General features: G+C 68.8%; 23 protein-coding genes. 11 read left to right on the top strand and 12 right to left on the bottom strand.

Features of this window, described 5'->3' with window-relative positions; translation table 11 throughout:
• The first annotated feature begins 22 nt into the window (after positions 1–22).
• Both H5J31_RS14415 and H5J31_RS14410 read left to right on the top strand, forming a co-directional pair.
• Positions 23–610 carry a TMEM165/GDT1 family protein gene (locus tag H5J31_RS14415; protein WP_181773058.1) on the top strand — a complete coding sequence of 196 codons (588 nt, stop codon included), beginning with the start codon at positions 23–25 and terminating at the stop codon, positions 608–610.
• A gap of 122 nt (positions 611–732) precedes the next feature.
• Positions 733–1,404, top strand: a complete 672-nt coding sequence (locus H5J31_RS14410; protein WP_181773057.1) for a DUF998 domain-containing protein — start codon at positions 733–735, stop codon at positions 1,402–1,404.
• 4 nt (positions 1,405–1,408) lie between these two features.
• Here the strand turns inward: H5J31_RS14410 and H5J31_RS14405 are convergent, their stop codons facing one another.
• Both H5J31_RS14405 and H5J31_RS14400 read right to left on the bottom strand, forming a co-directional pair.
• Positions 1,409–2,047, bottom strand: a complete 639-nt coding sequence (locus tag H5J31_RS14405) for an IclR family transcriptional regulator (RefSeq protein ID WP_181773056.1) — start codon at positions 2,045–2,047, stop codon at positions 1,409–1,411.
• Positions 2,044–2,898, bottom strand: a complete 855-nt coding sequence (locus H5J31_RS14400; RefSeq protein WP_328701488.1) for a hypothetical protein — start codon at positions 2,896–2,898, stop codon at positions 2,044–2,046. The genes H5J31_RS14405 and H5J31_RS14400 overlap by 4 nt, the downstream gene beginning before the upstream one ends.
• An 85-nt stretch (positions 2,899–2,983) precedes the next feature.
• On the opposite strand from H5J31_RS14400, the gene H5J31_RS14395 reads away from it, so the two are divergent.
• The 3 genes from H5J31_RS14395 to H5J31_RS14385 all read left to right on the top strand — a co-directional run bounded on the left by H5J31_RS14395 (position 2,984) and on the right by H5J31_RS14385 (position 6,925).
• Entirely contained in the window at positions 2,984–4,156 is a 1,173-nt protein-coding gene (locus tag H5J31_RS14395) for a homogentisate 1,2-dioxygenase (RefSeq protein ID WP_181773055.1), read from the top strand.
• Positions 4,157–4,355: 199 nt separating this feature from the next.
• Positions 4,356–6,173, top strand: coding sequence for a substrate-binding and vWA domain-containing protein (locus H5J31_RS14390; RefSeq protein WP_181773054.1), 1,818 nt, complete (start codon positions 4,356–4,358; stop codon positions 6,171–6,173).
• A gap of 11 nt (positions 6,174–6,184) precedes the next feature.
• Positions 6,185–6,925, top strand: a complete 741-nt coding sequence (locus tag H5J31_RS14385) for a hypothetical protein (protein WP_181773053.1) — start codon at positions 6,185–6,187, stop codon at positions 6,923–6,925.
• Here H5J31_RS14385 and H5J31_RS14380 read toward each other — a convergent pair.
• A complete protein-coding gene (locus H5J31_RS14380; RefSeq protein ID WP_181773052.1) occupies positions 6,918–7,973 on the bottom strand; it encodes a hypothetical protein in 1,056 nt (351 codons plus the stop codon). The genes H5J31_RS14385 and H5J31_RS14380 overlap by 8 nt on opposite strands.
• 50 nt (positions 7,974–8,023) lie before the next feature.
• The gene (locus tag H5J31_RS14375) at positions 8,024–9,031 is read right to left on the bottom strand and encodes a hypothetical protein (RefSeq protein ID WP_181773051.1); all 1,008 of its coding nucleotides are present in this window, start codon (positions 9,029–9,031) and stop codon (positions 8,024–8,026) included.
• A gap of 95 nt (positions 9,032–9,126) precedes the next feature.
• Between H5J31_RS14375 and H5J31_RS14370 the strand changes: the two genes are divergently transcribed.
• Positions 9,127–9,918, top strand: coding sequence for a DUF2470 domain-containing protein (locus H5J31_RS14370; protein WP_181773050.1), 792 nt, complete (start codon positions 9,127–9,129; stop codon positions 9,916–9,918).
• Here the strand turns inward: H5J31_RS14370 and H5J31_RS14365 are convergent.
• Positions 9,915–10,376, bottom strand: a complete 462-nt coding sequence (locus H5J31_RS14365) for a PPOX class F420-dependent oxidoreductase (RefSeq protein WP_181773049.1) — start codon at positions 10,374–10,376, stop codon at positions 9,915–9,917. The two genes, H5J31_RS14370 and H5J31_RS14365, sit on opposite strands and share 4 nt — an antisense overlap.
• A 24-nt stretch (positions 10,377–10,400) precedes the next feature.
• On the opposite strand from H5J31_RS14365, the gene H5J31_RS14360 reads away from it, so the two are divergent.
• The 3 genes from H5J31_RS14360 (at position 10,401) to H5J31_RS14350 (ending at position 13,132) form a co-directional block, all read left to right on the top strand.
• Positions 10,401–11,198 (top strand): CPBP family intramembrane glutamic endopeptidase, encoded by a 798-nt coding sequence (locus tag H5J31_RS14360; protein WP_181773048.1) that lies wholly within the window; start codon positions 10,401–10,403, stop codon positions 11,196–11,198.
• 13 nt (positions 11,199–11,211) lie between these two features.
• Positions 11,212–12,423 (top strand): arginine deiminase, encoded by a 1,212-nt coding sequence (locus H5J31_RS14355; RefSeq protein ID WP_181773047.1) that lies wholly within the window; start codon positions 11,212–11,214, stop codon positions 12,421–12,423.
• A gap of 157 nt (positions 12,424–12,580) precedes the next feature.
• Entirely contained in the window at positions 12,581–13,132 is a 552-nt protein-coding gene (locus H5J31_RS14350; RefSeq protein WP_181773046.1) for a ferritin, read from the top strand.
• An 81-nt stretch (positions 13,133–13,213) separates the two neighbouring features.
• Here the strand turns inward: H5J31_RS14350 and H5J31_RS14345 are convergent, their stop codons facing one another.
• The 5 genes from H5J31_RS14345 to H5J31_RS14325 form a co-directional block, all read right to left on the bottom strand.
• Positions 13,214–14,053: a hypothetical protein gene (locus tag H5J31_RS14345; RefSeq protein WP_181773045.1), complete on the bottom strand. Its 840-nt coding sequence runs from the start codon at positions 14,051–14,053 to the stop codon at positions 13,214–13,216.
• Between the two features lie 5 nt (positions 14,054–14,058).
• Positions 14,059–14,562, bottom strand: coding sequence for a SigE family RNA polymerase sigma factor (locus H5J31_RS14340; RefSeq protein ID WP_181773141.1), 504 nt, complete (start codon positions 14,560–14,562; stop codon positions 14,059–14,061).
• A 205-nt stretch (positions 14,563–14,767) separates the two neighbouring features.
• Positions 14,768–15,121 (bottom strand): DUF952 domain-containing protein, encoded by a 354-nt coding sequence (locus H5J31_RS14335; protein WP_181773044.1) that lies wholly within the window; start codon positions 15,119–15,121, stop codon positions 14,768–14,770.
• A gap of 83 nt (positions 15,122–15,204) precedes the next feature.
• Positions 15,205–16,089: a DUF5926 family protein gene (locus tag H5J31_RS14330; protein ID WP_181773043.1), complete on the bottom strand. Its 885-nt coding sequence runs from the start codon at positions 16,087–16,089 to the stop codon at positions 15,205–15,207.
• Positions 16,090–16,171: 82 nt separating this feature from the next.
• The gene (locus tag H5J31_RS14325; RefSeq protein WP_181773042.1) at positions 16,172–16,741 is read right to left on the bottom strand and encodes a hypothetical protein; all 570 of its coding nucleotides are present in this window, start codon (positions 16,739–16,741) and stop codon (positions 16,172–16,174) included.
• A gap of 360 nt (positions 16,742–17,101) precedes the next feature.
• Here H5J31_RS14325 and H5J31_RS14320 point away from each other — a divergent pair, with 360 nt between their 5' ends.
• Complete coding sequence (locus H5J31_RS14320; RefSeq protein WP_181773041.1) at positions 17,102–17,323, top strand: hypothetical protein; 222 nt, start codon at positions 17,102–17,104, stop codon at positions 17,321–17,323.
• Positions 17,324–17,374: 51 nt separating this feature from the next.
• On the top strand, positions 17,375–18,565 hold the full coding sequence (locus tag H5J31_RS14315) for a cytochrome P450 (protein WP_181773040.1): 1,191 nt from the start codon (positions 17,375–17,377) through the stop codon (positions 18,563–18,565).
• Here the strand turns inward: H5J31_RS14315 and H5J31_RS14310 are convergent.
• Together H5J31_RS14310 and H5J31_RS14305 are read right to left on the bottom strand one after the other, a co-directional pair.
• A complete protein-coding gene (locus H5J31_RS14310) occupies positions 18,538–18,702 on the bottom strand; it encodes a hypothetical protein (RefSeq protein WP_181773039.1) in 165 nt (54 codons plus the stop codon). The two genes, H5J31_RS14315 and H5J31_RS14310, sit on opposite strands and share 28 nt — an antisense overlap.
• 157 nt (positions 18,703–18,859) lie before the next feature.
• A partial coding sequence (locus H5J31_RS14305; RefSeq protein ID WP_236005068.1) for a DUF4328 domain-containing protein occupies positions 18,860–19,673 on the bottom strand: 814 nt, incomplete at its 5' end.

Below are 19,673 nucleotides of genomic sequence, written 5' to 3'. Positions count from 1 at the left end.
AAGAATCATCATGTCAGGTTCGATGTTGGCTCTGATCAGTGCGTTCGGCCTGGTCCTCGCCGTGGAACTGCCGGACAAGACGCTCGTCGCCACCCTCGTTCTCACCACCCGTTTCCGCGCCTGGCCGGTATTCGTCGGGGTCACCGCGGCGTTCGCCGTGCAATGCGCGATCGCCGCCACATTCGGCAGCGTGCTCACTTTGCTGCCGGAAGCGCTGGTCACCACGATCGTCGCCGTGATGTTCGGTATCGGTGCGTACATGCTCCTTCGCGAAGGGTTCAGCCCCACCAAGGACGGCGGCGAGGACGCGTCGCGTTCCGGACCCGGCCCCGCGACCTTCTTCCGCTCCGCGTTGACCTCGTTCGGCGTGCTGTTCGCCGCCGAGTGGGGCGACGCCTCCCAGCTCGCGACGGCCAGCCTCACGGCGCGCTTCGGCAACCCGTTCGCGGTCGCTCTCGGCTCCTTCGTCGCACTGGTCGCCGTCGCCGGGCTCGCCGTCTTCATCGGCGCGAAGGTCCGTAGCCGGATCCGCCCCAAGCTCATCCAGCGCGTGGCCGGGTTCGTCTTCGCCGGTTTCTCCCTGTTCGCACTGGCCCAGCTGGCCTTCTGAGGCGCACGGGGTTTTCACAGGTTCGCCAGGTAACCTTTCGGGAACGAAAACGTGTGGGCAAGGTGAACACTCACCTTGCCCACTGCTTTGACTCGCCCCCGACGAGCCTGGAGTAGCCGGTCGTGACCTCCCCGAAGATCCTCGCCGCCCGTGCCGTCTCCCCCGTGCACGGCAGGCTCGCGGTCTTCGGCATGGCCGTCGCCGTCGCGATCTCGATCGACCTGCACCTACGGCTGTCCAGTCAGGTCAGCCCGATCTGGCAGACGCTGTCCGAGTACGTCTACGGCTACCTCTCGCCCGGTTCGACCGCCGCCCCGCTGTTCGGCGCGATGTGCCTGGCACTGGGGCTCGGTTCGCTGGCCCTGCTCGGCGGGATCGCGAAGGCGCACCACAGCGGCTACGGGTCGGTGCTCGTCCTGCTCGGCGTGTGGTGCGCGGGGCTGTTCGTCCTCGCGCTCGTCCCCGTCGACCCCGAGGGCGAGGCCCGTTCGCTGGCCGGGCAGATCCACAACTACGCCGCGCTGACGGCGTTCCTCGCGCTTCCCGCCGCCGCCTGGGTGCTGACCCGCCCAGGCCGCGCGCGCTGCCCGTGGGAGCCGCGCCGCACGACGATCCGGCGGCTTTCGATCGCCAGTTTCGCCGCCGTCGTGATCGTGCTCGGCGGGTTCGTCTGGACGATGCTCACGGGTCCCTCGCATCAGGAGGTCACGCTCGGCCTGTTCGAGCGGCTGCTGTTCGCGGTCGACCTCACGCTGCTGGCGACCATGGTGCGCCCGCTGCTCAGCAACCGCTGAGGCGCTACTCCGGCTGCTTGAGCACTTCGGCCAGGCGCTGAGCCGCTCCGACGACCGCGGGCCCCACGACGGAGGCGTCCAGCGGCTCCAGGGACACGACGCCGAGGCTGGCGCGCAGCCCCGGCACGCCCCGCACGGGCGCGGCGACCCCGGACGCGCCCGCCTCGAGTTCGCCGGTGGAGGTCACCCAGCCGTCGCCGCCAGGGCGCAGCGTCATCGCCTTACCCGCCGCGCCGGCGGACAACGGATGGCGCGTGCCGACGCGGTAGGCGACGTGGAAGCTCGTCCACGAAGGTTCGACGACCGCGACGGCCTGCGCCTGGTCCCCCTGGACGACGGACAGATGCGCCGTCGCGCCGACCTTCTCCGCGAGCTCGCGCAGGACCGGCCGGGCCGCCTCCCGCAACTGAGGGAGGACCTGCCCCGCGAGCCGGAGCAGGCCGACACCGAGCCGTACCTTGTTCCCGTCGCGCCAGACGAGCCCCCGTTCGGACAGCGGGACGAGCAGCCGGTAGACGGCGGCCCGGCTCGCGCCGATGGCCACGGCGAGTTCGGAGATCGTCGCCGCTTCGCCACCGGCGTCCGCCACCGCTTGCAGCAGCGCCAGCCCTCGATCCAGGGTCAGCGACCCTTCGCGGGTCACAAGAGCTCTAGCTCCCCGAGATCGGCGACGGGTTCGTCGAACGAGGCTGCGGCGTAGGACGCGAAGAGCCCTCGGACCGCCTTCGCGGCCTGTTCGGACATCCCCTTGGCCTCGGCGGCGAGTGCGGCGCTGTCGGTCGACTCGAGCGCGGCGCGCACGTCACCGCCCGAAAGACACCGCGCGGACGCGACGATGAGGTTCAGGAACCCGTGATGGGTGAAGCCGGAGATCTCGTCGGTGTGCCGGACGGCGCGGTGCAGGCTGTTCGTCGCCTTGAACGACGCCCCCGTCGAGCCGCTGACCACCGAGAGGAAGTCGGCGACCTCGTCGACGCTCGGGAAGTTCTCGCCCGCCTTGCCGCCGCAGCGGATCTTCGGCCAGCTGCCGTGCTCGATCACCTTCCGCACGCCGTCCAGCCAGCCGACGCCGCGCCGCGGCTCGACCACCCGGATGACGTCTTCCGGCACGAATTCGGAGACCCGCTCCAGCCAGACCTCGTCGACGTCCGACGGCGCCGGCATCTCCACCATCCGCAGCGCGAGGATCTCGCTGCGCGACTCGACGATCGAGATCGCCTTCGGGACCCCGCCGAGACCGGTGTCGATGATCAGCGACAGCGGCAGCGGTTCCTTCGGCTTGATCTTGATGAGTTCGGTGATGAGCTCGGGCAGCCTGGACGCCTGGCACAGGAACACACCGAGGACGCCGGAGTGTTCACCGGCCCTCGACGCGAAGTGCGCACGCAGCGCTTCGGGCATGGACGCCTCACCGGGCGGGAACAACGCCGAGTCGTCGACGAGCCGCGCGAACAGGGGAGGGATTCCTCGGGGGCCGGGTGGCGTGAGTTCCACAGCGCTTGACACGACTGACACGCTAGTAGCGTACGACATCAGGACAAAATCGTTCGCACAACGGACACGTTCCGGGGAGATTCCGATGCCTTACTACCGGCAGGTAGGCGAGATCCCGCACAAGCGCCACACGGCGTTCCGCAAGCCCGACGGGGGCCTGTACGCCGAGGAACTGATGGGTGTCGAGGGCTTCTCGGCGGACTCGGCCCTGCTGTACCACCGCGGCCTGCCCACCGCGATCGTCGACGCCGTCGCGATCGAGGACGAGCGCGGCCCGATCACCCCGAACCACCCGCTCAAGCCCCGCGCCTTCAAGACCCACGACCTCAAGTTCGGCGACGCCGACGCGGTCACCGATCGCCGCCGGCTGTTCGGCAACGCCGACGTCACCATCGGCTTCGTCCACGCGACGCGTCCTTCGCCGCTGTACCGCAACGCGGCGGGCGACGAGCTCTTCTACGTCCAGGGCGGCAGCGCGACCGTCGAGACGATCTACGGCTCCCTGGAGATCGGCGACGGCGACTACCTCGTCATCCCGACGTCGTGCACCTATCGCGTGCTCCCGCACGACGACGGTGTCAAACTGCTGACCATCGAGGCCCGCGGCCACATCGGCCCGCCGAAGCGCTACCTGTCGGCGAAGGGCCAGTTCCTGGAGCACTCGCCGTACTGCGAGCGCGACATCCGCGGCCCGTCGGAGCCGCTGGTCGTCGACGGCACCGACGTCGAGGTCCTCGTGCGGCACCGTGCGGGTCTGACGCGCTACACCTACGCGACCCACCCGTTCGACGTCGTCGGCTGGGACGGCTGCCTGTACCCGTGGGTGTTCAACATCGACGACTTCGAACCGATCACCGGCCGCGTGCACCAGCCGCCGCCCGTGCACCAGACGTTCGAAGGCCCCAACTTCGTGGTCTGCTCGTTCTGCCCGCGCAAGGTCGACTACCACCCCGAGTCGATCCCGGTGCCGTACAACCACGCGAACGTCGACTCCGACGAGCTGATGTTCTACGTCCGCGGCAACTACGAGGCGCGGAAGGGCTCCGGGATCGAGGTCGGCTCGCTCTCGCTGCACCCGTCCGGCTTCACCCACGGGCCGCAGCCCGGCGCGGCGGAGGCTTCGATCGGGGCCCAGTTCTTCGACGAGACCGCGGTCATGGTGGACACCTTCGCGCCGCTGGACCTCGGTGAGGCCGCGGACGCTTCCGAGGACCACCGCTACGCGTGGACCTGGTCCGGCCGGGGCCCGGGCGCCTAGCGACAGCGCATTCAGTCCTCTGGATGTGCTGTTCAACGGCAGGCGCGAACAGGCGCCCACGCATTCAGAGGACTGAATGCGGCAGGTTGGCGGGAGAAGTACCGCCACCCCCGCAACGGTTCGGCAACGCGGCACCGAAGCGGCCCCGGGCGAGGTCGAACCTCCGGATAATCGGTGTTCCCACCGCTGGAGGTTCTCCATGGTCGTGAATCCCGGTCAGTCCCGCGGGGGCCGCAAGGTCCTGGCGTTCGTGGCGGCGGCGGTGGTCGCCGTCGGGTTGATCATCGGGTTGCGCGCGATCACCAGCGACTCCGGCGAAGAGGCCGCGGAAGCGAAATGCACCACCGGCGACGCCGTCAAGCTGCAGGTCTCGTCGTCTCCGGAGAAGGCCGGCGTGGTCACGGAGATCGCGAAGGGCTACAGCGGCCGCACGGTGGCCGGACGCTGCGTCGACGTCATGGTGCAGTCGAAGTCCTCCGGGACCGCGATGCAGGCGCTGTCGCGCGGCTGGAACGAGGCGGTGGACGGGCCACGGCCGGACGTCTGGACGCCCGCCGCGTCCGGCTGGGTGAACCTGTTGCGCCAGAACCTCACCGGCACCGACCATCCCGCGCTGGTGCCCGAGGGCGACGCGGAATCGGTCGCGAACGCTCCCTTGGTCGTCGCGATGCCGAAACCGATGGCCGAGGCACTCGGCTGGCCGGGTAAGGGCATCGGCTGGAAGGATCTCGCCGCGCTCGCCACGGATCCGCAGGGCTGGGCGAAGTACGGCCATCCGGAGTGGGGCAAGTTCCGGCTGGGCAAGACGAATCCCAACATCTCGACGTCCGGCCTGAACGCGACGATCGGCGCCTACTACGCGGCGACAGGGACGTCTTCGGACCTCACCGCGGCCGCACTCGCGAAGCCGGAGGCCCGGACGTTCGTGCAGAACGTCGAGCAGGCCATCGTCCACTACGGCGACAACACCCTGACGTTCCTGACGAACCTGCAGAAGGCCGACGATCGCGGCGCGGCGCTGTCGTACATCTCCGCGGTGACGGTCGAGGAGAACTCCCTCGTCGGCTACAACCAGGGCAATCCCACGAACGATCCGGAGAAGCGCGGGCAGCACGCGCCGCCGAAGGTGCCGCTCGTCGGCATCTATCCCAGCGACGGCACGCTCAACTCCGATCACCCGTTCACCGTGCTGAACTGGGCGGACGACGTCCACAAGCAGGTCGCGGCGGACTTCCTCGCGCACCTTCGCGGCGCCGAAGCGCAACAGAAGTTCTCCGACATCGGTTTCCGCACGTTCGACGGGAAACCCGGTTCACAGACCATTTCGGAGAACGGTGCCCAGCCCGACGTGAAGCTCAACCTCATTCGCCCGCCGAGCCCTCCGGTGCTGACCGAGGTGCTGAAGTCGTGGAAGGACCTGCGGAAGAAGGCGAACGTGCTGCTGGTCGTCGACGTCTCCGGCTCGATGGGCGACGGCGTCAGCGGGACCGGCAAGAACAAGATGGACCTCGCGAAACAGGCCGCCGTGGCGTCGTTGCCGCAGTTCAGCGACGCGGACAAGGTCGGGCTGTGGATGTTCTCGACGAAACTCGACGGCGAGAAGGACTTCGTCGAACTACGGCCGGTGACGCCGATCGGCGGTGAGCCGGGAAGGCAGGAGCTGGCGTCGCGGCTGAACGGGCTGACCCCGCAGAACGGGACCGGGCTCTACGACTCCTCGCTCGCGGCCTACGAATTCATGAAGCAGCGGCTGGATCCGAACGCGATCAACGCCGTCGTCGTGCTCACGGACGGCCGGAACGAGGATCCCGGCGGCATCGATCTGACCAACCTCGTCGGGCAGTTGCGGACCGAGGGCGGCGGTGAGGCGGTGCGGATGTTCACCATCGCCTACGGCTCCGACGCCGACCTGGACATTCTCAAGGAGATCGCCGAGACCACGCAGGGCGTCGGGTACGACTCGTCCAAACCGGACTCGATCGACCAGGTCTTCACCGCCGTGATCTCGAATTTCTGAGATCCTCGACCATGCGCTTCGTCCGTGAGCTAGCCGAACCGTGGGGACTGCTCCTCGCGGCGACGTCGGCGGGTGCGGCCTGGGCCGTGCAACTGCCGACGGTCGCCGCGCTGGGCGTCGGCGTGACCGTGCTCGCCGCACGCGCCGGGATCGCCGCCGTGTCCAGGCCGAAACCGGAGGCCGAACCGGAGGAGAAACCGCCACCGGACGTCGAACCGGGCTCACCCGAGGCGGACTGGTTGCGTCGGGCGGAGGCCGCGGCCGGCGGTTTCCAGTCGATCTCCGATTCGCTCGCCGCCGGCCCCCTCGCTGACCGGGTGGCCGACATGGAACCGATCGTGCGGGAAACCGTCGACACCCTCCGGCGGCTGGCCGGCCGCACCTCGGCCACCGGAAAGGCTCTGGCGCGCGTGGACGCGGGCGCGGTGGCGGCGGAGAAGGCCCGGCTGCGAAAGGAACTCAAGACCGCGGACGACGACATCCGCGGGGATCTCCTGCAGTCCCTGGAGTCCGTTCAGGCGCAGGAAGACGTGCACACCCGGCTTTCGAGCGCGCAGCGGAAACTCTTGGCACAGCTACGATCCGGCGCGCTCGGCCTCGACGGTCTGGTCGCCAGGGCGGCCGAATTGTCGGCCGCCACCGGCGATTCGCTGATCGACACCCGCACGATCGGCGAGCTGAGCGAACAACTCGAAGGGATCCGGCGGGGCGTCGTCGAGACCGAAGAGGCGACGCGGCGCTCCCTCACCTGAACTTGACGCGGCCCAGGACGGCGTGGCCTGGGATACCGGCGAACGTGGTCGCGCCGCGGACAGGTTCGCCGATCACCCAAAGGCTTTGCGTGGCCCAGATGTTCGCGGCGAGCGCGGGGTCCACTCTGGACAGAACGACGTCGCTCCACCAGCCGTTCGGCCAGTGAACCCGGCACGCGAGGGTCGCCAGGCCCGAGACACCCAGGAGGGGCGGCGCGTGGGGAACGGCCACCATCTCGGTCCATTTCCCGCGCGGCAACGGCTTCAGCATCCCCTTGGCCGCTTCGATTCCCAGCACCGAGACGACGACCGCGTAGGTGAACCAAACGAGGATCCCCGTGCCGCCCTTGGACACGTCTTCGATCATCACGAGGACCTGGCCCACCGCGAGCGAGGCGAGGACGACCATCGCGATCGCGAAGAGGGACAACATCCCCCGGACGATCCGCTGCCGGTGCGCGATCAGCACGACGTCCTCCTCGGGAGGAGCGAGCCGCTGCTCGATCACGTCCTGCCGCACCGCGTCCGCGGGCAGATCCGGTACCACCTTCACCCGATGCGGCCAGAGCACCCCGGGCAGTTGCAGGAACCGGCGCCCCTTTTCGTCGGGTCCCAGAAGCCAGACCCGCCGCTGTGCCCTGAGCTGAAGCCGGGCGGCCTTCGGCAGTCTTACCGCGGCCCACGTGGAATCGGGCAGCTTGAAGTACGCCTTCGCGTGGAGGAAGAACAGGCCTTCCGGGGGCAAGGACACTTCGGCGAAAGACGCGTTTCGTGCCAGTTCGGTCAGCGCCTTCCACGGGGTGGACCGGCTGAATCCCCAGGCCGCCGCGGAGGTCCCGAGAAGCAGGAACAGCGCCGCGGGGACGACACCGAGCCCCCCGCTCAAATAGGCCGCGGGAACCCCCGGCGCGGCCAGTGGCGCGAGAATCCAGAACGCGCGAGCCCCGCGCATCGCCCCCAGTACCGAACCGAAAACAGGCATCGCGACCGCGGGCTGGTCCCGAAGCGGCTCCAGAACGCGGACAGGCGAAATTCCCGAATCGTGCATGACTCCCCCAAGCCCCGGTTGCCCGTAGATCGACCGGCCTCGTGGATTCGTTACCGACCGAACCTGACCGGCCCGAAAACCGCATGACCAGGCACTCCGGCCTTCGCGGCCTTCCCGGCCACCGGCACACCGAGCACCCACAGCCGTCCGGTCGCGGCGATGTTCGCGGCCAGCGACGGGTCCGAGCCGCCGGCGGTCACGGTGACCTGACGGCCGTCGGGCAGGACCGTCCGGCCCTTCACGGTGACCATGCCGATGAAGTTGACCGACGCCGGCCCGGATACGACGGCCAGTTCGGTCCACTGTGGCTCGGGCGACGGCCGGGTCATCACGAGCGCGGTGACGGCGAGCCCGATCGTCGCCAGTACGCAAAGGACCGCCAAGACCTGCGCGTTCACCGCGAGGAGGCCGTCACGCTCCGGGAGGTCGATCGCGACCCAGATCGAGAAGGCGGCCACGACCAGTGCGAGGCCGGCGCTCAGCAGGTAGTACGACGCCATCAGCCGTCGCTGCAGGGAAAGGAGCCGTCCGGGCGACACCGGCTCGACCGCGAACGGTTTCGATCCCTTCACCGGCGCCTTCCGGAACGCGCCGCGTCTCGGCACGAGGACTCCCGGCAGCAGGACGGACGGCCCCAGCACCCACAGCCGTCGCTGCGCCGCGAGTTGCGCGCGCACCGGGGCGGGCAACCGGACGACCAGCCACCGCCCGTCCAGCGGAACGCTTACCCGCGAACCGGCGACGACAGCGCCGTCAAGCCCGCTCACCAGGCGAAACGGGTTGTCGACGAGCTTTCGCAGCGCCAGGGATCCGGCAATCGTGAGGTGGCCGTAGAAGCCCGAAACCGGTGTCATGAAGACGAGGAGGAAGAGCGGGACCGCGATCCCGTACCGCCCGTTGACCAGCAGGACCACCCCCAGCACGACGAGCAGTCCGGCGGCGAAGGCCACCGTGCCCGCGGTCGTGGCCGAACGGTCGAGCAGCGGAACCAGACCCGGCATGTTCTTCGCCGGAATCCCTTCGGGTGGTTCGAGCCCCCGGATTCTGTGGTCTTCCACCTGGTCAACCTATAGCCGTCAGGTGAGACGTGAGCCAGGATACTTCCGCCGGACGCCTAAATCAGGTTAGGCTCACCTAACTTAGGAGGTGAGCCGTGACCACACCGACGTCCCTTCGCCGCCCGCCGGCGCCGAACCCCGCGGAACGCGCGAAGACGATCGCCACCCGCAACGGGCCGGCGACGCTGATGCCGACAGCGGAGCAGCGTGAACAGCCAGGGCAGTACGGCCGCGTCGTCCCCGTGCTGCACCACGTGCACACGAGCGGCAGCGTCAGCATCCTGCTGCCGGACGAGCACCACCTGGTCGAACGCTCGCACGAGGCCCAGCGCGGCGAGCTCGCGGTGATGGTCGAGCTGACCGACCAGGCGCCGGTCGCCCTGCGCGAGCCCATCCGCGGGCTGCTGTGGATCACCGGCTGGCTCCGCCCGCTCTCCGACGTCTCCGCCCGCGCCCGCGCGGTTTCCATCGCCGAGACCCGGCCGGACGAGCGGCTGCTCGACGTCGGGCACGGCCTGACCCTGCTGCGGCTGACGCCGGCGTCGCTGGTGCTCGCGGACGCCGAGGGCACGCATTCGCTCCGGCCGCATATGTTCAGCGCCGCACCACCGGACCCCTTCCACGACTACGAGGCCCAATGGCTGCGGCATCTGGAGTCCGACCACGCGGACGTCGTCCAGCAGCTCGCCAAGCATGTGCCGGGTGAACTGCGCGGCGGGCGGATCCGGCCGCTGGGGCTGGACCGCTACGGCCTGCGGCTGCGGGTCGAGGCCGACTCCGGCGACCACGACGTCCGGCTCGCGTTCTCACGTCCGGTCGAAGGCCCACAGCAGCTGGCGGGCGAGATCCGCAGGCTGATCGGCTGCCCGTTCTTTTCGGAGGGTTAAGCGAGTTCGGCGGGGAAGCCGCCCTTGGCGATCGGGCCCCAGGATTCGATGGTGACGCGGATGATGCTCTTGCCCTGCTTCACCATCGCTTCGCGGTACTCGTCCCAGTCGGGGTGCTCGCCCGAGATCGCGCGGAAGTAGTCGACCAGCGGTTCGACGGAGTCGGGGAGGTCGAGCACCTCGGCGGTGCCGTTCAGCTGCACCCACTGGTCGTTCCACTCGTCGGAAAGGACGCAGGCGGACACCTTCGGCTCGCGACGCACGTTGACGACCTTCGCGCGCTTCGGGTACGTGGAGATGACCAGCCGGCCTTCGCCGTCGACCCCGCAGGTCACCGGGGACAGCTGGGGGCCGCCGTCGGCTTTCGTGGTCATCAGGATGGCGCGGTGGCGGGTGGACAGGAACTCGACGAGCGCGGCACGGTCGACGGTTTCGTTGGTCGCGATGCTCCTTGGCATGGCTTTGACGGTAGCGTGCGGCCGATGAGCTGGCTGCGTCCCGAACGCCCGGCGCTGCCGGAATTCGTAGAAGACCCGGCGCGCCGCCGCGCGATCGTCATCGAACTGGTCGTCGTCTTCGGGATCACCCTCGGCCTGTCCGGGCTGCGCAGCCTGTTGTCCCTTGTGGACTCGCTGCTGCAGCCGGTCCCGCTGGCGCAGCAGCAGGCCCAGCTCAACGTTCCCCAGGCGACGCTGAGCCTCGTCGACATGCTCAAGCAGCTCCTGAGCGCGGGCCAGCTGGTCGGCTGGGGCGCGCTCGGGCTGTATCTGCTGTGGCGCGGTGGCATGAAGCTCGCGCGGATCGGGCTGGATCGGAGTCGTCCGGGCCGCGATATCGGCCACGGCGTCCTGCTCGCCGCCGTAATCGGGATTCCGGGGCTGGGGCTGTACTTCCTCTCCTACAGCCTCGGTTTCAGCCTGTCGGTGCAACCGTCCACTTTGGGCGAAACCTGGTGGCGGCCGATCACGCTGACGTTGTCGGCCTTCGGCAACGCGTTCGCCGAAGAGGTACTCGTCGTCGCCTACCTGCTGACCCGGCTGCGGCAGCTCGGACTGCGCGAGAACACGGCGCTCGTCGCCTCGTCGGTGTTGCGCGGTTCGTATCACCTCTATCAGGGTTTCGGCGGTTTCGTCGGCAACGTCGTGATGGGCCTGGTGTTCGGCAGGCTGTGGCAGAAGACGAACCGGCTGTGGCCGCTGATCGCCGCGCACACCGCGTTGGACTTCGTGTCTTTCGTCGGATACGCCCTGCTCAAGGGGCGAGTTTCCTGGCTCCCCTAGCTAGGGTGAACTGGTGATTGACGAGACGACTCCACCCCGAGTTGACAGCGAAGTCGGCCCCCTGCGTGCGGTGCTCCTGCACAGGCCCGGCAACGAGCTCAAAAGGCTCACGCCTCGCAACAACGACCAGCTCCTGTTCGATTCCATCCCCTGGGTGGACCGCGCGCAGGACGAGCACGACGCGTTCGCCGAGGTGCTGCGCGGCCGCGGCGTCGAGGTGCTGCTGCTGGCCGACGCGCTGCGCACGGCGCTCGCGGACACCCGCGCCCACGCCGCCGGAGTGCACGCCGCGGTGGACGAGCGACGGCTCGGGATCGACCTGGCCGATTCGCTGCGTTCCCATCTGTCGAGCGTCTCCCCCGAGGTGCTGGCCGAGGCCCTGATGGCCGGGATGACCTTCGAGGAACTGCCCGCCGCCGAGGGCGTCTCGCTGGTCCGGCTGATGAACCACCCGAACGACTTCGCCGTCGACCCGCTGCCGAACCTGCTGTTCACGCGCGATTCGTCGGCGTGGATCGGCAACCGGGTCGCGGTCTCCTCGCTCACCATGCCCGCGCGGGTCCGCGAGACCGCGGTACTGGACCTGATCTACGCCTACCACCCGTGGTTCCGGCACGCGGCGCGCGCGTACGGCGCGCATTCGGCGCCGATCGAGGGCGGCGACGTCATGCTGCTTTCGCCGGGGGTCCTGGCCATCGGCGTCGGCGAGCGGACCACCGCGGCGGGCGCCGAATCGCTGGCGCGGTCGGTGTTCGCCGACGGGATCGCGCACACCGTGCTCGCCGTGCCGATCGAGCAGACTCGCGCGACCATGCATCTCGACACCGTCTGCACGATGGTCGCGGCCGACGCCGTCGTCATGTACCCGCTTTCCCGCGATTCGCTGACCGCATTCACCATGCGTCCCACCGACGACGGTTCCATGAAGGTGGAAGGCCCCGCGCCATTCCTCACCGCGGCCGCCGAAGCAATGGGAATCGACCGGCTCCGGGTGATCGACACCGGACTCGACCCGGTGACCGCGGAACGCGAGCAATGGGACGACGGGAACAACACCCTCGCTTTGGCGCCGGGCGTCGTCGTCGGCTATGAACGCAATGTGGAAACCAACGCACGACTGGAGGAGGCGGGCATCGAGGTGCTGGCCATCACCGGTTCCGAGCTGGGCTCCGGCCGCGGCGGGCCGCGCTGCATGTCGTGCCCGATCCGGCGCGAAAGCATCTGAAACAGAAATTAAGTAAGCCTTCCCTAATCAGCGTTCAATCGATTAGGGAAGGCTTACTTAATTGAGGCGAACCTAGTATTGGGAATGGTAACCTAATAGGGGGTAGATCACCAGGTAAAAGTGGAAATCGAATAGGCCATGACGTATCTTTGAACGCATGGCCCTCACCAAGAAGCAACCGCGCTCGAAGTTCTACGAACTGCTGCAGGCGCAGATCCACAACGAGTTCAACGCCTCCCAGCAGTACATCGCGCTGGCGGTCTGGTTCGACGCCGAGGACCTGCCGCAGCTCGCGAAGCACTTCTACAAGCAGTCCGTCGAGGAGCGTAACCACGCGATGGCGCTCATCCAGTACATGCTGGACACCGACCACCACGTGGAGATCCCCGGCACGGGCGACGTCCGCAACACCTTCTCCGACGTCACCGAGCTCATCGAGCTCGCGCTGCAGCAGGAGAAGGAGGTCGCGACCGACATCCAGCAGCTGGCCAAGGCCGCCCGCGCCGAAGAGGACTACATCGGCGAGCAGTTCACGCAGTGGTTCCTCAAGGAGCAGGTCGAAGAGATCTCCCAGATGTCCACGCTGCTCAACATCGTCAAGCGCGCGAATGGCAACCTGTTCGAGGTGGAGAACCACCTGCACCGCGAGTCCATCGGGGACGGCGGCGCCGACTCGGGGATGCCTCCGGTCGCGGGCGGCGCGCTCTGACTCACTGACGCTCTCCCACCACAGGGAAAACCCGGGCTCTCCCCCTTGGAGCAGCCCGGGTTTTCCGTCTGTGCGGACCGCCTAGCTGAACTGGCAGTCCTGGTTGATGCTGGTCAGCAGGATGCTGACGACCACACCGTCGTTGGACACGAAGATCCGGTACGAGCTCACCGCGCCAGCCGGGGAGACGTACGAACCGCCGTCCTTGGTGCTGCCCGGGTACGCCGTGAGGATGTCCGACTCGGTCGAGCCGACGCCGATCCCCTCCGGGGTGTGCACCGTGCCCGCCGGGTTGATGACCGTGACTCCGTCGGCCTCGGTCAGCGACACCGACGTCGGCCCCGGAACACCGGAGCCCTCCGCGTAGCCGTAGATGCAGCTTCCGCGGACCTCTCGCGCCCGAAGCGGGCTGACGGCGGCCTCAGCGTCGGCTTCGCTCATCCCGAGCCGAAGCTTGCCGAAGCCACTCGATGTCAGCAGCGAACCCGTCGTCACCTTCCCCTGCGCCGGAGGCTTCGTGGCCGCAGTGGTCTTCGGCGGCTTGACGGGCCCGTCGGGGGCCGTCGACGGAGGCGGCTGAGGCGGCGGGGCCGGCTGCGACACCGACGAGGGCGGAGGCGGCACCTCGCTCCCGGTCCCCGCCGGCGCCTGGCTGCTCGCGGACTGCCCCAGGCTGAGCTGATCGCCGGGGAAGGCCGCTCCGTTGTCCTTGTCGTGGATCGAGAAGACGGTGAGCCCACCGCCCAGGATGACCACCGCGGCGGCCATCCCGGTCGTCGTCTGCATCATCTGGCGGCGACGGCGTCGACGCTTCGCGCCCGCCACGATCGTCTCGGGATTCAGCGCGGACTGCACGCCGAGCCGATCATCGGAGAACAGATCGCGCAGTTTCTGCTGCACGTCCTCGTCGGACATATTCATCCCGCTTACCTCCCTTCGCTCTTGGGCTCGAACAGCGCGAGCTTCGTACGCAGCGAGTTGATCGCCTTGCTCGCCTGGCTCTTCACGGTGCCCTGGCTGATGCCGAGCGAGTCCGCGATCTCCGCTTCCGACAGCCCTTCGTAGTAACGCAGCACCATCACCGCACGTTGCCTCGGCGGCAGCGCGCGTAACGCCTGCCACAACGGCTCGTGCTCGAACGGGTCGGCAGGACTGTACGGCTGCGTGTCCGGCAGGTCGGCGACCAGGTTCTCCCGTTTGGTCCGGCGCCACCGGCTGACATGCGCGTTGGCCATCGAACGGCGGATGTAGGCCATCGGGTCGCCGGTCTTGTGCTGGACGTACGACCAGCGGGAGCCGATCTTCTCCAGCACCGTCTGGACCAGGTCGGCGGCGTCGTGCGGATTGCCGGTGAGGGCGTGCCCGTACCTCAGGAGACCCGGCAGGCTGGCCTGCACGAAGTCGCCGAAGTCGGTGATTTCGCCCGGCACGTCACTCCCTCGGGTCTCGCCGGACACCCAGACATCCGTCCCCGAGATGACCGTCGCGGCAGCGGTCACCGTATCGCCTCCTCCCGGACTCGCTCGGCCAGGCACATCTGGCTCGCCTCTCCCGAAACGCATGGCCGCCCCCGCAGGTTGTCTCTTGCCGCGAACTAGTTCGAGAGACGCCCGTATGGATGAGGAGTTGCCTGCCTCAACGTCTCGACAGGGAGTCGGGAATTCTGAACGAACCGTCCCCCCGAACAGGGAATTCGTGTACGGCCACCACGGCGTTACGGGGTATCGGTCCGTACACGTGGGGGAACTGGATACCGGCCGGATGCGGCGGGTCGCCGTCCTCCCAGACGACGGGCGCGCCGACCAGCGCCGGGTCGATCTCCAGCAGCACGAGATCGGTGCGACCGGGGAAGACGGCGTTGGCCGGGATATGCGCGGTACCCGGGTCGGAACAGTGGATGAAGCCGTCGGCGTCGAGCGACGGGGCCGTGTAGACGCCGCCTTCGGGCACCTCGGCCCAGTCGGCCTGCCCGCAGATATGAAGGATCACGCGACCATCCTCGCGCGTTTCGTCCTCTGAATGCGGTAGTTGCGTGCGCAACCACCGCATTCAGAGGACGAAATGCGAAGAGATCAGCGGATGGTGAGCTGGCGGCCGATCAGGCCGTCACGCGAGCGGCGCTCGGCGGCGTTGAGCGGCTCGGCGTCGAGGGACTTCAGCGCGGCATCGAGACGCACGCCGAGCTGGTCCTTCGCGTCGGCCCACTCGCGGGCGTGCGCTTCGGGGTCGAGGTCCCACACCGGCACGAGCAGCCCGTGCGCGCGGAACGAACCGGCGTAGCGGGAGCCCTCACCGAGGCTCAGCTCACCGGCCGCCGACAGCCGCGCAAGCGCTTGCAGCAGCAGGTTCTCCGGCTCGGGGCGGACCCAGCGCAGGTGCGCCTTCTCGCCGGCGAGCACCCAGTACGCGCCCGCGCCGAGACGCTCGGTCGGCATGATGGCCGCGTTCGCGCGCTCGAGGGACAGCGCGACGTCGCCGCTCGCGTCGGCGTCCTCGGGCAGCCACCAGGCGAAGTCGTTGTAGAGCGTGGCGTCGAGTTCGACGCTGGTGTCGAGCAGGTCCTGCAGGCGGGCCTTCTCGTCGGCGGTGGGCGGCGTCGTCGTGTCCGGTACGGCCAGGACGTCACCCTCCTTGGCCTCCAGCACCCACTGCAGCGACCGGCCGAGGTCCCGGCTGATGTCCGAGGACCGGGTCTGTACCTGCATCCCGACGTAGCGCTCGCCGTCGGAACGGACGAACGCGGCGGCCGCCATCGGCAGCACGGTGCCGAGGGTGACCTTCTCGCCGGAGCCGGCCAGCGTGAGCGAAGCCGTCGCCGAAGGGACGAACTCGCGCAGCGCGATCAGCTCGGTCTCCGCCGCAAGACCTTCGAAGGGCTGGCCGACGAAGACGTCGCGCACCTTCGGCTTGCGATCCGAGGTCGTCTTGGGACCCTTCTTGCGCGAACCTTTGCCCACTTCAGCCTCCTCAAGCTCGGTTCGAAACGCTATCGCGGGAAGGACGCGAGGCTCGTACGCCCCCCGCCCTTCCCGCGTGCGATCAGGACCGGGAGGCCGGACGACGCCGCAGCAGCACCGCGCCACCGGCGCCCGCCACACCCGCTCCCGCCAGCCCCGCGATCAGCCAACCGGCCGAAGAGGGCTCGTCGACCGGCCCGCCGCCGGTCTGCGGCGCGCCGGCGGGAACCTTCGAGACCTGCTTCGTCGGCTCCTTCTTGACGGGCTCCTTCTTCGCCGCCGGGACGACCTTCACCGTCGCCGAGGGCTCACGGGTGTCGCACAGCATGACGAACAGGTGGTCACCGGGCTTCACACTCGGCTGGACCTTGTAGGTCACCTTCACGTCGGTGCCGCCGTCCCGCTTGGCCGACTTGTCGGCGACCTGCTTGAAGCCCTCCGGCGGGATGATCGAGAAGCCGTGCGGGGTGACGCAGCGGCCCTGCGCGGTGACCGTGCCACCGGCTTCGACGCTCTTCGGCGACACCCAGAACTTGGTGCCCTTCGGCTTCTCCGGCGCTTCGACCGGTGCTTCGGTGGCGAAAGCGGTCGCGGGCAGCAACGCGAGCGCGGCAGCGGTCAGACCGACGAAAAAGGCATGACGAATACGCATGGAAATACCCCATTCAAAGTACGAATTACCCCAGTGAGAAACATTTCCGGGCTCGAAGGCCACGGAATCCCCTTGCCGTCCCGCGCTTCCGCGTTCCGACATCCCTAGAGACGTCAGGCCGTGCCCGAGGTTCAGCGGGGTCGGTAACGAAAACATCGCGGATGACACCCGTCGTTCCGCGAAGTCGACCGGATAGGCCGGTTTCTGCGGCCGTTCGTGTACCACGGAAACGTGACTGAAAACGGTTGTCATCATCCGGATGATCGAACCGCGGGTGATCAGCCTGCCGTTTCCCCTGCCCCGCACCGAATACTCGATCAAGACGCCAGCCGGCGTCGTAGTGCGGAGAAGGGATCTCAGATGAGCACCTCGAAGCGCCGGGCAGCGCTGGCCGCGTTCCCCGTGGCACTCGGGCTGATGCTGGCCGGGCCCGCGGCGGGGACGGCCTCGGCCGCGCCGCAGTCCGAGAAGACCGACCACGCCCGGCACTGCCTGCTGCTGTGCGTCGGCCACCACCATCACCACGGGCACGTCCACGTCCACGGTCTCGGCCTGCACCTGGGTCTCTGGCTGCACCTCTAGCCCCCTGCCGCGCCGGGGCGATCCCCCGGCGCGGCGGGCTACTCTCGGAACGTGTTCGACCTTCGCGATCCCGCCTTCCTCGCCGATCCTTATCCCGCCTTCGCGGCCCTTCGCGAAACCGGCGAAGTACACCGGCACGAAGGGCTCGGCATCGCCGTAGCCGTTTCGCACGCCGCGTCGGCCGCCGTCCTGCGGCACCGCGGGCTCGGCCGGATCTGGCAGGACGCGCTACCGGTGGAGCGGTTCGCGTCGTTCAACCTGCTGCACCGCAACTCACTGCTGGAGAACGAGCCGCCCGCCCACACGCGGCTGCGACGCGTGATCGCGGGCGCGTTCGGGCGCGGGCACGTCCAGCGGCTGCGGCCGATGGTCGCCGAACTCGCCGACGGCATGGTCGACAAGCTGGCCGCCGAGATCGCCGAGACCGGCTCCGCGGACCTGCTGGAACACCTCGCGCAACCGCTGCCTGTCGCGGTCATCGCGGAACTGCTCGGCGTCCCGATCGAAGACGGTCCGCGCATGGTCACCCTGTCGAACCACATCGTGAAGATGTACGAGTACGGCCTCGCCGAAGACAAGCGCGACGCCGCCGAAGAGGCCGCAGCGGAGTTCGTCGAGTACCTGCGCGACGTGGCGAAGCACCGCGCGAGCGCTCCGGGCGACGACATCATCAGCGACCTGCTCCGCAGCGAACTCACCGAAGACGAACTGGTCGCGACCGCCGTCCTGCTGCTGATGGCCGGGCACGAGGCGACGGTGAACGTCATCGGGAACGGCGTCAACGCCCTGCTGACCCACCGCGACCAGTGGGAACGACTGCTGACGTCCCCCGATCTGCTGGACCCGTGCGTCGAGGAGCTGATCCGCTTCGACTCCCCGCTGCAGCTGTTCGAGCGGACCGCGATCGCCGACGTCGAGATCGCCGGCTTCCAGGTGGCCGAGGGCGAGAAGATCGGCGCGCTGCTCGGCGCCGCCGCCCGGGACCCGAAGGTCTTCGACCGGCCCGACACCCTCGACATCGGCCGCACGCCGAACGCGCACCTCGGCTTCGGTATGGGCATCCACTACTGCGTCGGCGCCCCGCTCGCACGAGTGGAGATCGCGGCCGCGCTCAACGCCCTGACCAAGAAGCTGCCGGACCTGAAACTCGCCGAAACACCCGAACGACGGCCTGAGTTCGTGATCCGCGGCCTGCGCTCGCTCCGGGTCACCACTCAGGGGTACTCGACCACGACCTCGTAAAGGGCGGCGTTGGGCGTGGCCACCTCCGCGGCGCGCTCGGTCGACGCCCTGAACACCTGGTTCCTCCCCGCCGCCTCCCAGTCTTCCCGGCTGTCGTAGTGCGTGACGTTGACGAGCTGGAACCGCGAGTCCGGCAACAGCGCGCCAGTCTTGAACTTCGAGCGAGGTGGAGGTCAAGGGTGACCCGACTCACACCGCAGTCGTGACGGTTCTTTCGCGTGATCCCAGGGACGACACGCGTGACTGGATGGACGGCACGCGTGTTCAGCTGGAGATCGCCGGCAGCGGGCAGGTTCAGCGCACCGAAGAAGCGGGCCGATCACGACGTTCCGGATCCGGGGCACCGTCCACCTTCAGCACGCGAAGCAGACGAAGCCGCTTCTCCGCCACAGGCGACAGCAGGCCGGACATGCGCTTCACGAGCAGCGCGGTCATCACCGCCAGTCCCGCGGCGGCCAGGTCGGTGAGCGCGACCAGGAGGACGCCGTCGGCCAGTGCTTGGACGCCGTCACGGAACCGCCAGACGATGACGAGGACGAGCAGCAGCCAGTTCAGCACCCAGACGCCCCACCAGCCCAGCACGAGCCGTGACGGCTTCGGCCTGGTCTCCCGCGAACGGCGCAGGACGGCGTGTTCGAGTTCGGCGACGATCGGCAGTACCAGGATCAGGTTCACGACCGGCACCAGCGTGAACACCAGCACCTGCCACAGCCGCCTCGGCGGCGCCTCACCGGAGGCCTCCGCGGCGGCGTGACGAGCCACCAGCAGCCACCACACGGTGAGTCCCGACGGCAGCAGCGAAAGGATCGTCGTGAGCAGGCCCGCGGTGATCACGAAGGTGTCGGACACCGAAACGACGGAGGTCGACAACGCGGAGTCGCGGCTCTGCACGAGCAGGACGTAGCGCCAGATCTCGGCGGCCGAAGCGACGAGCGCGAGGGCGGCGAAGGTCCACAGGACCGGCAGGACGCTGCGCGTGATCACCCGCAGCCGCTCCCCCGGCGTGACCTCGCCGGACGCCGTCCCGGGGACCGCGGTCGGGCGGCGCCAGACCAGGTTCGGGAAACCCCATCGCGGCGGGACCGGATACGACGGCGGGCCGGAGTAG

This window comes from Amycolatopsis pittospori (genome assembly GCF_013870525.1).
GTDB classification, from domain to species: domain Bacteria; phylum Actinomycetota; class Actinomycetes; order Mycobacteriales; family Pseudonocardiaceae; genus Amycolatopsis; species Amycolatopsis pittospori.
Note: the sequence above shows the minus strand (reverse complement) of the source record. Positions and strands in the feature narration are given on the sequence as shown.

What these genes read in the sequence shown, in the direction of transcription:
- H5J31_RS14350 (WP_181773046.1), top strand. Translation starts at nt 12,581, where the DNA reads ATGGCCCTCACCAAGAAGCAACCGCGCTCGAAGTTCTACGAACTGCTG.
- H5J31_RS14320 (WP_181773041.1), top strand. Translation starts at nt 17,102, where the DNA reads ATGAGCACCTCGAAGCGCCGGGCAGCGCTGGCCGCGTTCCCCGTGGCA.
- H5J31_RS14385 (WP_181773053.1), top strand. Translation starts at nt 6,185, where the DNA reads ATGCGCTTCGTCCGTGAGCTAGCCGAACCGTGGGGACTGCTCCTCGCG.
- H5J31_RS14365 (WP_181773049.1), bottom strand. Translation starts at nt 10,376, where the DNA reads ATGCCAAGGAGCATCGCGACCAACGAAACCGTCGACCGTGCCGCGCTC.
- H5J31_RS14390 (WP_181773054.1), top strand. Translation starts at nt 4,356, where the DNA reads ATGGTCGTGAATCCCGGTCAGTCCCGCGGGGGCCGCAAGGTCCTGGCG.
- H5J31_RS14345 (WP_181773045.1), bottom strand. Translation starts at nt 14,053, where the DNA reads ATGAATATGTCCGACGAGGACGTGCAGCAGAAACTGCGCGATCTGTTC.
- H5J31_RS14325 (WP_181773042.1), bottom strand. Translation starts at nt 16,741, where the DNA reads ATGCGTATTCGTCATGCCTTTTTCGTCGGTCTGACCGCTGCCGCGCTC.
- H5J31_RS14360 (WP_181773048.1), top strand. Translation starts at nt 10,401, where the DNA reads ATGAGCTGGCTGCGTCCCGAACGCCCGGCGCTGCCGGAATTCGTAGAA.
- H5J31_RS14395 (WP_181773055.1), top strand. Translation starts at nt 2,984, where the DNA reads ATGCCTTACTACCGGCAGGTAGGCGAGATCCCGCACAAGCGCCACACG.
- H5J31_RS14380 (WP_181773052.1), bottom strand. Translation starts at nt 7,973, where the DNA reads ATGCACGATTCGGGAATTTCGCCTGTCCGCGTTCTGGAGCCGCTTCGG.
- H5J31_RS14415 (WP_181773058.1), top strand. Translation starts at nt 23, where the DNA reads ATGTTGGCTCTGATCAGTGCGTTCGGCCTGGTCCTCGCCGTGGAACTG.